The organism is Cohnella sp. LGH (assembly GCF_017671885.1).
GTDB lineage: Bacteria > Bacillota > Bacilli > Paenibacillales > Paenibacillaceae > Cohnella > Cohnella phaseoli.
In genome coordinates this window covers 689,060-701,534 of sequence record NZ_CP072117.1, presented here as the reverse complement: position 1 = coordinate 701,534, position 12,475 = coordinate 689,060, and the positions used below count along the sequence as shown (strand labels likewise).

Genomic DNA, 12,475 nt, shown 5'->3' with positions numbered 1-12,475 from the left:
TAAGGAGATTTATTGATGCACAGAAAATGGATCGGCCTGATCGCCGGATTTGCTTTGCTGCTTGGAGTTACCGGCGTCTCGCAAGCCTCTGCGGCAACGGACAAAGTAAAACTGCTCCCTTCCAATGATTATTTGGAGCTTCCCTATACCAACGACAGCGGCAAAAAAGTGCAGCTTCGAGGCTACCAAAACTTCGAGGTCGATTGGAGCGATGAAGCGAGTAGTGTGTGGCAATCTATGCTAGACGGAGACCGCCTACTGCTGCTCGACGGCACCTCTACGAAAGCGATTTCCAAATCGGATGGCCGCGAGCTGTGGACACACGACTACAGCGATTCGGATACAAACTTTCCGAAGGATTGGGGATTGTCGGCACAGGGAACTCTGTTCACCATCCGTCAGAATATTTTTGATAACACTGTCGATCACCGAATCGATCTGATCAACCGCAGCGGCAAAGTAAAATCGTCATACACTCTCCCGCACGATCGATTTATATTGCCGGATTTTATCACGTACTCTGCGATGGACTCGCGGGACAACCTGGTTACGGTAGCCAGTGGAAACCTTATTTCCCTGTCACCCCAGGGCGAGCTGAACTGGGCTGTTCCGGACATAGGGGAGTGGACCGCCACGACTACGGAGGTAGCCGATTTCTCGTTTACCTGGCATAAAACCAGCCTAACGGAAGTAATTATAGACTCCCGAGATAACGTGCTTGCACTGACTGATTCGGATTATGCGTATTACTTGAGCAATACCGGCAAATTACTCTGGCAGAAGCAACTCGACCGCAGTACGAAGAGTTGGAGCGCGTCCGGATATATCCCGGCGACCGATCAATGGGTTCGCGCATACGGCAATCCGAATCCGCGCGTCGAAATTTTGGATCTGAAGAGCGGAAAGCTGACCAAAGTAAACAAACCGACAGCCGCCCAGCTCGATCTGGTGATGACGAAAGCCGGTAAGGGAAAATACTATGTGAAGGCCAAGCGCGGGATTGCCCAGATTGATGCCTCCGGCAAAACGCTATGGGAATATCCGCTGAGGCTGAACGGTTACTATACAGTAGGGGCCCTGCTGAGCGACAGCAAAGGAAACGTCTATATTAAGGATAACGGCGGCAGCGTTTTCTCGCTTGATCCTGCGGGGAATGAACGGTTCGTACTCATCGTCAAAAACAATAATTCGCTACATGATATTTTGGTCGATGGAAAAGGAACGCTTTACCTGATTGATTCTCACTTTGGAACTTTGACCATTAAGCCGAAACATAAATAAAGCGCAAAAAGGTCGTGAGCAACGGAATTACCCGTGCTCACGACCTTTTTATTCAACCGCTATATGTTATCCCTCAACCGCCGCGCTCCGATAAACCCCGAAGCCGCTCAGAGTCGGGCTCCAACGCGATTCGTCGATTGTGAGGCGCAGACGGCGGGCAGTCGTCTCGGCCAAGCGGCATATTTTCTTGTATCCGACGACCGTACCTTCGTAGAGCGGCCGCCAATCCTCGTCGCCGGACGACGAGGACGACGCCTCCAGCCGGAAGCGCTCGATGCGCTGGCCTTCGCGAATGTTCTCCGCAAGCACAACCCGGTCGAACGTCCGCTCGTCCCCTAGCTCGATGACGAGCTCAGCCTGCTCGACGCCTTCCGGAGCTTGCCAGAACGTCGAACGATCTCCGTCGGTTATGCGCTGCGCCCCGTGCGGCTCGTCCTTCTCGGCCGAGCCTCGAACGGCGGATCCCGCAGCCAAATCGGTGCCGTACGTCCGTCTAATTCGCTCGCCAAGCTCTCTTAAGCGTGCGACATCGTTCTCGTGCAGCAGCCCTCTTGTATCGGGAGGCAGATTAAGCAGGAACGTGGAATTGCCCCCGACGGTACGCTCGTACAGCTCCATCAACTGATCCGTCGACTTGACGCGGTCGTCCTCCGCGGCATGGTAGAACCAACCCGGACGAATCGACGTATTCGTCTCCGCCGGATACCAGATCGCTTGGGCGGCCTTCGCCAACACATCGCGGCTGCCCAGGTCCTCATCCTCCGAGCTGACGCGCTTGGCGAACTCTCCGTCGTCGATCTGCTGCGAATTTTCATGAATCTTCTCGTTGTCCTGCATCGCCGCCGGGACGACGCTCCATTCCGATGTGCGGGTATGGCCCGCTTCGTTGCCGCACCAGCGTACATCTGGGCCGCATACGGAAATGACTGCATTCGGCTGAAGCTCGCGAATCAGGCTGTAATAAGCGTCCCAATCGTACACCTGCCGCTTGCCGTTTGGCCCTTCGCCGCAGGCCCCGTCGAACCAGACGCTGAATACTTCGCCATAGTTGGTCAATAGCTCGCGCAGTTGATTGAGGAAGAAAGCATTGTAGGTTGGCGAATCTCCGTAGCTCCGCTCATGACGATCCCAAGGGGACAGGTAGACGCCGAATTTCAAGCCCGCTTTCCGGCAGGCGTCCGAAACCTCGCGAACGAGATCCCCTTGACCGCCCCGCCAAGGGCTGCTCTTGACCGAATGCTCGGTATACGCGCTAGGCCACAAGCAGAAGCCGTCATGGTGCTTGCAGGTGAGAATAAGCCCCTTCATGCCCGCCGCTTGGCAGGCCGCAACCCATTGCTCCGCATCCAGCTCGGATGGTGCAAACAGAGAAGGGCTCTCGTCGCCCAGCCCCCATTCCATATCTGTAAACGTGTTTACCGTAAAATGAACGAACGCATAAAACTCAAGCCCCTGCCACGCCAATTGACGCGGTGAAGGCGAAATCTTCGCCGCTTCTTGTATTGAGACTCCCATTCCGCTTCCTCCTCCCCTCGATTAGCCGAGATCAGCCTTATCCGTCAATTGAACGACCGGCGCCGACGTGCCATGAAGCTCGAACACGATCAACTCGTTCTCGCCCTCCCGCAGCAGCGGCGCAGGAACGTACAACGTGCGCGTCGGACCGACTTCCCAATACCGACCGAGGTTAACGCCGTTCAGGAAAGCTACGCCCTTCGTCCAGCCGTCGAAGCGAACGAACGTATCGGCCTTCTCCTCCACTTTAAACGTTCCTCTATAGAAGGACGGAAGATCCCCTTCCGACGCCTCTGCCGCAGCAGCAAAGTCCAATTGATCCAGGTTGTCCAGCGGAAGCGTACGGATTGTCCAATCGTACAGAAATTGATTGCCCAGCCGAATCCCTTCCGTAACTCCCTTCGCGTCGCGCATAAGCGGACCGTAGTTGACGCGTCCCATATTTTCTACGAACACGTCCAAGCGCAGACCCTCAGCCGGAACCTCCAGCGGAAGCTCAACCGGATTCCATCGTTCCGTCGTGCCGACATACTTGCCGTTCGCAAATACGAGCGCACGGTCGCGTACTTCCTGCAAAACCAGGTTCATACCGCTTCTCGGTCCGGTTACATGCGTCGAGTACAGAATGAAACCGTAAGCCTGTCCGACTTTCTCCATCGGCTCCGGGCTTGTGCGCTGTACCGGCGAAGAAAGGCGATCCAGCTGTCCGAACAACCCGGTCGTCTGCTCCAGCCGCACCTCTCCGTAGGCTCGCTTCGGAATCGGCGCAGGCAGCTTCGCCTCCGGCAGCTCCGCATACCGCTCCAACACCTTGCGCACCGCCCAATATTTCTCCGTCGGCTCGCCAGATTCGTTCAGCAGCGTATCGTAATCGTAGCTGTTCACCGTAGGCTCGTATCTCTGTATATGGTTCGCTCCGTTATAGAAGCCGAAGTTTGTACCGCCGTGGAACATATAGAAGTTGACCGAACCGCCCTCGGCCAGCATCTCCTCCAACGCGTCCGCCACATCCGCCGCAGGGCGGGACTGATGCTCCTCCATCCAGTGGTCGAACCAGCCGTTCCAGAATTCCATACACATGAGCGGGCCTTCCGGCTGATACTCCCGCAGCTTCCGGAACGCCTCTGCCGCGCGGGAGCCGAAGTTGACCGTCTCCAGTACGCCTTCGACCATGCCTCCCTGAAGCATATGATCCTCAGGGCCGTCGGAGGTGAACAGCAGCACGTCCATGCCGCGCTTCTTCATCCCGTCGCGAATGTATCCCAAATACTTCTTGTCGTTACCGTAGCTGCCGTACTCGTTCTCGATCTGCATCGCGATAATCGGCCCGCCGTTCGTGCACAGCAGCGGCTTGAAGCGCGGCAGCAGCTCGTCAAAGTAGGCTTCGACTTTAGCCAGATACAGCTCCTCGTAGCTGCGCAGCCGCAGGTTGCTGTCCTTCAGCAGCCAGGCCGGCAGACCGCCGAACTCCCACTCCGCGCAGATGTACGGACTTGGACGAACGATAACGTGAAGCCCCAACTCGCCCGCAAGCCGAACGAACTTTTCCACATCGGCAATGCCTTCGAAATTAAACTGGCCTTCCTTAGGCTCGTGAATGTTCCAGGCCACGTAGGTCTCTACCGTATTGAAGCCGCATGCCTTCAGCTTCAGCAGACGGTCCTCCCAATATTCGGGCACGACCCGGAAATAATGGATCGCCCCCGATAAAATCCGAATCGGATTGCCTTCATATACAAAGTCGTTTCCTTGAATGCCGAACGTTGCCACCTGCGCGACAACCCCTCTCCAAAATTTGGATTCCCTTGGGATTCCCTTGGGTTCCCTGTTATCTTCGTCACAAACCGTCCATTATCCTTTTACTCCGCCAAGCATCATGCCTTCTGTCAGTTTTTTTTGCAGCAGTGCGTAGACAAGGATCGTCGGCACGAGCACGATAACAAGACCGGCGAACAACGAGCCCCAATCCGTAGCGAACTTCTGGATCTGCATCAGGTTGGCCAGGCCGATCGGGATCGTCTTCTTCGTATCGTCCGTTATCAAGGTCAACGCCAGCACGTACTCGTTCCAAAAGTCGAAGAAGCTGAACACAATCAGCGTAATGATCCCGGGACGCGCCATCGGTATAATCACGCGGAATAAAGTTCCGAAGTATTCGCAGCCGTCGATCATTGCCGCTTCTTCGAAGTCGTGCGGAATGGATTTCATGAAGCCCGTGAGCAGGAAAACCGAGAAAGGCAGCGTGCCTGTTGCATACAGCGCGCTCAGCCATAGACGGTTGTCCAGCATGTGCAGATCGTTCATCATAATGAAGAGCGGTACGATAATGTATACGCCGCCGATAAACAGCCCCGCCATATAGAAGTTGGACAGGAAGGCGCGTCCGCGAAATTTCATGCGCCCGAGCACGTATGCGGTCGGTACCGCCATGCACAGCAGCATCACCATCGACAGGACGACGACCAGCACCGAGTTGATCATATAGTCGCCGATTTTGGCCGTCGTGAAGGCGCGCACGTAGTTGTCCCAGTTCAGTGCCGCCGGCAAAGACCACGGGCTTTCCATGACCTCGGTGCTCGTCTTGAACGACGCCAGCAGGTTCCAAACCAAAGGATACAAAACAATCAACGTCTGGACGAACAGGAAAATCCGAACGGCAAGATTGCCCCACAATTTGGAGAGAATTCCGCCGGATTTTGCAGCATGGGTATAAGCCGACATGTTAATGCGCCTCCTTGTCCGTTAATTTGTTGCTGATTAGCGCCAGCAGCATCGAGATGATAAAAATAAACACGCCGATCGCCATCGCATAGCCGAAGTTGGAATTCGTAAACGCCTGCCCGTACAGGTAGGTCATCAGGACCTCCGAATGTCTGTCAGGCCCGCCGGCCGTCATGACGGACACGATAATAAAGCTGATGGACAGCACGCCGTTAATGCTGAAGACGATCGTGATTCGAATAATCTCCCACAGCATCGGGATCGTAATGTAGAAAAACTGCTGGATCCGCGTTGCGCCGTCCAGGCTCGCCGCTTCATAGAGCTCCGGCGAAATGCCGTCGATGCCCGCCATGTACATCACCATGTAATAACCTGCGGCCTGCCAGATCATCGTGACAGCCAGCGCCCACAGCACCGTCCGCTCGTCTCCCAGCCAAGACATGGCCAAGTTATCCAAACCGAGCAGTTCAAGTCCCGAATTGACGAAGCCGATTGTCGGGTGATAGATGAAGGACCACAAAATTGCGATAACGACGAAGGACAGAATGCTGGGGAAGAAGAAGACCGTCCGGTACAAGCCCTTCTCCTTGAGCTTCGATTGCGTCAGCAGCGAGGCGTTGACCAGCGCAAGCAGCAGCGTCACGACCGGAACGATCAGCATCAGGAATCCCGTGTTGCGAAGCGCCAGCAGAAATACGTCATCGTGGAACATATCTACGAAGTTTTGCAGACCGATGAATTTCGGTTCGTCGCTAACTCCCGTCCATAAATAAAGAGATTTCTGAAAGATCTGGATGGTCGGATATACCTTAAACAGGAGGAAAAAGGCCAGACCCGGAAGCAGACAGGCCGCGATAAAGAACCCCCGTTTTGTTTTCATATTCATAGTCAGGCTCTTCCTTTCGCTTCTTGAGATAGAGAAAACCTGCCGGGTTCATCCAAACGCGCGGCAGGTTTTCCGGAAGCAGAAGCACATTTACTCGCTTACTTACTCTTGTGCTCCGTTCTCTTTCAATTCTTTCTGAATGTTGGTGAAAATTCCGTACAGCTTGTCTCCGTATTCAGCCACAGTCATTTGTTTGTTCATCAGAGAGGAAATTGGCTTGTAAATATCGTCGCTCGGGTTGTACTTGCTGCCTTTGGCAACGGAAATGAATTTGCCGTTAACCGTAACGATTCCGTTGTCTACTGCTTTATATACGTTGTACGTCGATTCCGGAATAAACTCTTTCACCAAGTCCGGAGCGCCTTTGACGGCCATAATGCCTTTAGCCTTCTCGCCGTTCAGCTTCACGCCTTTTTCCGTGTACAGATACTTCAAGAACTCTTTGGCCAGCTCCGAATTTTTCGCCTTCGCCGGAATAACGAGACGCTGCACATCCGTCAAAGCCATCATCGGCTTGCCCGTCTCGAAGGAAGGAACGCCCAGGAAGCCGAATTGGAAGCCCTCTTCGCGAGGCGAATCCTTCATTTCGTCTTCGAACCATGTGCCGTTCGGAATGAACATCGCTTTGCCCTGCATGAACGCCGTCTGAGCTTGCGTGTGATTCAAAGCGATCGTGCCTTTCATCAACGCGTTGTCTTCGTTGGCGATCTTGTCGAGGAAGCCCCATACCTTAGTAAACGTTTCGCTCTTCCAGAATTCCGGATCGAGATTGTAGAACTGATCAAGCGCCTCTTGTCCGCCTACGTTAAAGATGGCCGGAACGATCATTTCCTCCAGGTAGCCCGGGTACAGCCCTTGATAGGTGAACAGCGAGCGACCGTTGTCCTTCGCCGTCGCTCCCAGCGCGAAAAACTCGTCCCAAGTCGTCGGAAGGGCGATGCCCTTGTCGTCAAACAGCTTCTTGTTATACCACAAGCCCATAACGTCAAAATTATAAGGTGCGAGATAAACCTTGCCGTCCCCGTAAGGCGAACTGGAACGGGACTCGAGTACGCCCGGAAGAATTTTATCCTTGAGCGGCGCTCCTTCGGAGGCTTCGTTGAAAATGTCGGTCAGATCGAGCAGCGCCTTGTCCTTGATCAGGCCGTCGATGATCGGCATATTGTCGCTGCCGGCCACGTACATGAAGTCGGGCGGATTTCCCGCAACGATCTTCGGACGTACGAGCTCGGCGATTTTCGGGCTAGCCGTAATATTGATCTTCGTTCCCGGGTAATCCTTCATGAATTCTTCGGCGATCGAATCCCAGTACTCCCGTCCGTAACCGCCTTGGAATACAGCTACGTTCAATTCCATATTTTCGAACTGCTTGCCCCCTTCGGAAGCGCTGCTGCTTGCGGATGGGTTGGCGCTTGCCGAAGGCGAAGCTCCTTTGGAATCATTGTTGGAGCCGCAGCCCGCAAGTACGGATACCGCCACTACAGAGGCAGCGACCGTCGTTAACCATTTTCTCTGCTTCATTGTGAAACCCCCTTGATCGGATCTGCTCTCATTATAAGTTAGGGAGAAGCTCGGCCAAATGAACAATAAGCAGGAAGCGCATGGACGATTTTATCGAATTATCGGTATGTTCACGATAAGCTGGACAATTTTCAGTCCATGTATCTTAAAATCGTCCAGGTTTAACAGATACTCCAGTCGCGATTACGGGGTTTTCACATTTTTCGGAGAAAATCCGAAGCGCTTCTTGAATAGACGGTTAAAATAAAACGGATCGGGAATCCCCACCTCGATCGCGGCCTGCTTGACTAAATAACGGCCGGAAGCCAACATCTCGTAGGCTTTGGACATCCGAATCTCATTCAGATAAGTCAGAATGCTTTGACCCGTGTCGGCTTTGAACACCTGACACAGGTATGGCTCCGACAATCCCACGTGATGGGCTACATCGGCAATGGCGACTCGCTCAGGGAAGCGCTCCTCCAGGTAACGCATCGCTTGCAGCACCTCTTCCCGAGCGGCGATCTGCGGCTTCGCGGTGTCGGTGGAGCACTCTGCGATCTCCTCCGAAAGCTCGCGAATCGTTTCTTTTAATTGCGCATCCGTCTCCGCCGCCTCGACCTGTTCGAGCCATCTCTTCTCGTCCCATTGAATTGGAGTTGCCGGATCATCCGAATTGGCGATGCTCCATATCCCGCCGCTGACGGCTCTTTTCAACAGCCTCGGATTGACCCGCTGCTCCGCGGCAAGCCCGATTAGCTCAAGCGCGCTCTCCGCCCATAGGACGAGCGAACCGGAATTCGGCTTGCGCATGCTGTCTCGTAGCTTAGACTCCGCCGCTTTAAACGCCTCATCTCCTTCTTGAATCGTCTCGCGATTCGATAAGCACCCTGTCGGCGGACGAGTGTAGAACAGCAGTTCCTCAGCTTGTCGGCTTAGTCTAAGCTCGGCAGCCAGCTCATCTTCGTCCGATGCGGCGCTCGCATAGATCGCTTTAATCCGCACGTTGTAATACAAGGAAGCCAGACTGATCATGCGCAGCGCCAGCTCCTCCGGGCTTGAGAAGGATGTCTCGGAAGCATACGCGACCGCAAGCAAAAACCGCCTCGCCCCCGTACGGATAACGACTGTCCACCGACTGCCCGTAAAGAGTCCGTCCGCCAGCTTAACCAGAGTATCCTGAAATTCCCCGGATTGACGAAGTCCTTGTTCGTCTCCCTGCAGACGAATCACGAAGGAATAAACCGTTTCATCCGCGCCAATAAACCGCTCCCCTTCCCAAGGCTCGGAATCGGCAGTGAGCTCATCGAGCTTGCGAATCGCGGCGGCGATGCGAGGATTTATTTCCTCAAGACGAGGAACTGCTGCATCCGATGCAGGAGCCGAAGCTGCGCCGTTCCTCGCATCCAGTTTCGCGGCGATCTCCTCCAGCGTCTGCATGAAGCTTTCCGTCTTGAGGGTCAGCTTGAGCATGTAATCGTAAGCGCCGCACTTCAGCGCCTCTCTCACCAGCTCGAAGTCGTCGTAGTTGCTCAGCACGAGCACCTCTCCGGAGAAGCCCGAAGCCGTTAGTCTTTTGATAAGCTCCAGCCCGTCCATCTCCGGCATTTTAATATCGGTAATAACAATGTCCGCGCCCGTCTCCTGAATCCGATTAAGCGCCGCCGCTCCGTTAGCCGCCGCCCCGACGTATTCGAAACGGCTTCCCTCCCAACGAATCAGCGTTTTGACCGCATGGCGCACGATCATCTCATCGTCGACGATCAGAATCTTATACATCGGACCGTTCCTCCTTCGCCAGGATCGGCAGCTTAATCTCCGTCTCCGTCCCTTCGTTCGGAGCGCTGCGGGTCACAAGACCGTAGGCCGCGCCGAAGTGGAGGCGGATTCTCTCGTCGACGTTGCCGATGCCTATGCCGGACAGCTTGGCGTGCGAAGACGATTTCCGGTTCTGGGCGTCGTTCATATCGAAGCCTTTGCCGTCGTCGGCAATGACGATTTTCAAAGTCGCGCCTTCCCTGACGCCCTCTACGCGAATGCCGACTCTCCGTCCATCTTCATTGCCGGCATGGAGAATCGAATTTTCCACGATCGGCTGTAAAATAAATTTCGGCACTAGGCACGCATACAGCTCGTCGTCGCTCATAGCGCAGCTCAGCTTAAACGAATCTCCGTAACGAATCCGCTGAATCGTCGCATAATGAAGCAGGTTGTCGATCTCCATCTCAAGAGGAATAAGCTCCTCCTTGACCAGAATCGTATTGCGCAGCAGCTCGGACAGCGATTCGATGCCCTGTCGGACTGTTTCGTTGCCGCTCATCATCGCGCTCCATTTCAAGGAATTCAGCGTATTGAAGAGGAAGTGAGGATTGATCTGGGCCTGCAGCATTTTCAGCTCCGCGTCCCGTTTGGCCTGCTGCTCGGATTCTACCTGAAAAATAAGCAGCTTAAGCTGCTCGACCATTTTGTCGATTGTTTCCGTTAGTTTGCCCATTTCATCCGGATACGAACTGCCGATTTTGGTTTCGAGTTGGCCTAGGCGGATTTGATTGGCATATTGCAGCAGCAGTCTCATCGGACTGTGAATGCTGAAATAAATCCACATAGCCAGCCCCCCGGACAGCATGAGCGTCAGTAAACAAATAAAGACGATGTTGCCGCGCATCTCCTTAAGCTCCGACACGAGGAAGGAATGCGGCACAAGCCCAATCAACTCCCAGTCCGCGGAGCGAATGTACGAGCTGACGACAAGCGTCTTGCGGTCGTTCACCTGGGTGTAGAAAGCTTCGTTCTTATGCTCCTTGTTCAGCTTGGCGAAAATCTCATTTTGCCCGTAGTCCGAACCTTGCTCGATCTCGGGCGCGACGGAGGAGACAACGAAGCCGTTCTTGTCCGCCACGTAGATTCTGCTGCCCTGCCCCAGCTCGACATGGCTGTACGTATTGCGCGAAAAAACCTTTTCATCGATCAGAATCATGATGTAGCCCAGTTTGCGATTCAAGTTGTCCTCGGCATACACCGCGCGGGTCAGCGCGATCCTGTTCGCGCCCCGATAGGTGCGAAGATATGTCCAGCTCGCATTGCCCGAGGAGGATTCAACCGAATCCGATAACTGGTCCAGACGAATATCCGGATACCATTCGAATCCGAGATCGAAAATCGGCTGCCCTTCATTCGTAAAGATTACGACGTTCGCGATATTGCTTAACCGGAAAATCTGCTGGGCAAGCTCCTCGCTTAGCGTCGATCTCAAGTTGTTTTTCTGAAAATCCGTCATTTCCTCAAACTTAGGAAGCGCGCCCTGGATCGATTTATTGATAATGATCGCCTCGCTCAGCGTTTCGTACTGCTCCAGCTCCCGCATCATGTTTTGGGCAAGCTCGTTCAGCACCTGCTGCGTGGATGCGCTGATTTTTTCCGTAATGGAATTTTCATATTTGTAATTGGAGTAGAAAGCAACGAAAAGCACGGGCAGAAGCGAGGTAATCAGAAACGCGGCCAACAGCCGGTTCTTGATCGAGATGCGCCGGAGAATCGGCGATGCGCTCCCGAGCTTGGAGCGGAAAAAGGTATTGCCGTTGAACATATGTCGGACGCCTCCTGTCGGAGTATAGTTTATCACAAAAGAAAAAGCCGTTCCCCAGACTTAACTGGAGGAACAGCCTCTCGCTTCAACTCTCGAACGATTATACGCCCTTAGGGAGACGACCTTCCCAATCGCTTCTCTCCGGGAGCCCCAATGCTCGCGCGGCAACGACCGCCGTATCCATAATGCTTACCGGCCCGTCGATCGCTCCGGCTTGCACGCCGCATCCGGCGGCTCCCCATGTAATCGTCATATCCATCGGATGGTCGCTGCCGTGATCGTTAGGATGAGTTCCTCCGCCGCCATGGTCCGACACCAGAATGACCAGCGTATCCTCCAGCAGACCTTCCTCGCGCAGCGCATCTTCGATCATGCCGATATACGGGTCCGTCTGCTCGATCTGTTTGATCTGCCCCGGCGTGCCGAAACCGTGGGCGTGTCCGGCCGCATCCGGCAAATCAAACTGAATAAACATGAGCTTAAATTCAGGGGCCGAGCGAATATACGCAACGATGTCCTTGGCCAGTTCCGGGTCGGTCTTGGATACGCAGTGAACGTCAAGATCAGCTTCGATAATGCCTGTATTGATCGGTTCCCAGCAGCTAAAGGCCGCCAGCGGAGCTTCCGGCCATTGCGCGCGGGACAATCCGAATAGGGAGCTATAAGGAAAATGAGATGGAACCGTCTCGCGACTCGCCTTGTCGTTGTTGATGCCGTGCTTATCCGGACCTACCCCGTACAGCAGCGAGCCCCAGCATTCTGCGCTGATGCTCGGAAAAACGGTTTGCGCCTCGTAGGAATACGCTCCTCTTTCCAGCAGCGCGTGGATACGCGGAGTTTCCGCATCCTTAATAAAGTTGCCCGCTCCGTCAATGCCAATGATAATGACCCTGTTCGCTTTCATCTTCTTCCTCCTCCATCACTAATGACCGTTTTGTTGTTTTTTATTGCGATTAGTTGGTTTTATTCTCATCCTAATGAAATTA

The 12,475-nt window shown here is 54.2% G+C and carries 9 protein-coding genes; 1 reads left to right on the top strand and 8 read right to left on the bottom strand.

Features of this window, described 5'->3' with window-relative positions:
* The first annotated feature begins 15 nt into the window (after positions 1 to 15).
* Positions 16 to 1,281 (top strand): outer membrane protein assembly factor BamB family protein, encoded by a 1,266-nt coding sequence (locus J4772_RS02790; protein WP_209074075.1) that lies wholly within the window; start codon positions 16 to 18, stop codon positions 1,279 to 1,281.
* 66 nt (positions 1,282 to 1,347) lie between these two features.
* Here the strand turns inward: J4772_RS02790 and J4772_RS02785 are convergent, their stop codons facing one another.
* From J4772_RS02785 to J4772_RS02750, 8 genes are all read right to left on the bottom strand, one after another.
* Positions 1,348 to 2,796 (bottom strand): alpha-L-fucosidase, encoded by a 1,449-nt coding sequence (locus tag J4772_RS02785; protein ID WP_209074074.1) that lies wholly within the window; start codon positions 2,794 to 2,796, stop codon positions 1,348 to 1,350.
* Between the two features lie 21 nt (positions 2,797 to 2,817).
* Complete coding sequence (locus J4772_RS02780) at positions 2,818 to 4,566, bottom strand: glycoside hydrolase family 35 protein (RefSeq protein WP_209074073.1); 1,749 nt, start codon at positions 4,564 to 4,566, stop codon at positions 2,818 to 2,820.
* 81 nt (positions 4,567 to 4,647) lie between these two features.
* Positions 4,648 to 5,517: a carbohydrate ABC transporter permease gene (locus J4772_RS02775; RefSeq protein ID WP_209074072.1), complete on the bottom strand. Its 870-nt coding sequence runs from the start codon at positions 5,515 to 5,517 to the stop codon at positions 4,648 to 4,650.
* A 1-nt stretch (position 5,518) separates the two neighbouring features.
* Positions 5,519 to 6,403: a carbohydrate ABC transporter permease gene (locus J4772_RS02770; protein WP_116063963.1), complete on the bottom strand. Its 885-nt coding sequence runs from the start codon at positions 6,401 to 6,403 to the stop codon at positions 5,519 to 5,521.
* A gap of 102 nt (positions 6,404 to 6,505) precedes the next feature.
* On the bottom strand, positions 6,506 to 7,924 hold the full coding sequence (locus J4772_RS02765) for a carbohydrate ABC transporter substrate-binding protein (protein WP_209074071.1): 1,419 nt from the start codon (positions 7,922 to 7,924) through the stop codon (positions 6,506 to 6,508).
* Between the two features lie 183 nt (positions 7,925 to 8,107).
* On the bottom strand, positions 8,108 to 9,682 hold the full coding sequence (locus J4772_RS02760) for a response regulator transcription factor (protein ID WP_209074070.1): 1,575 nt from the start codon (positions 9,680 to 9,682) through the stop codon (positions 8,108 to 8,110).
* Positions 9,675 to 11,489 carry a sensor histidine kinase gene (locus J4772_RS02755; RefSeq protein ID WP_209074069.1) on the bottom strand — a complete coding sequence of 605 codons (1,815 nt, stop codon included), beginning with the start codon at positions 11,487 to 11,489 and terminating at the stop codon, positions 9,675 to 9,677. The genes J4772_RS02760 and J4772_RS02755 overlap by 8 nt, the downstream gene beginning before the upstream one ends.
* A gap of 100 nt (positions 11,490 to 11,589) precedes the next feature.
* Positions 11,590 to 12,393: an alkaline phosphatase family protein gene (locus J4772_RS02750; protein WP_209074068.1), complete on the bottom strand. Its 804-nt coding sequence runs from the start codon at positions 12,391 to 12,393 to the stop codon at positions 11,590 to 11,592.
* Between the last annotated feature and the right edge of the window lie 82 nt (positions 12,394 to 12,475).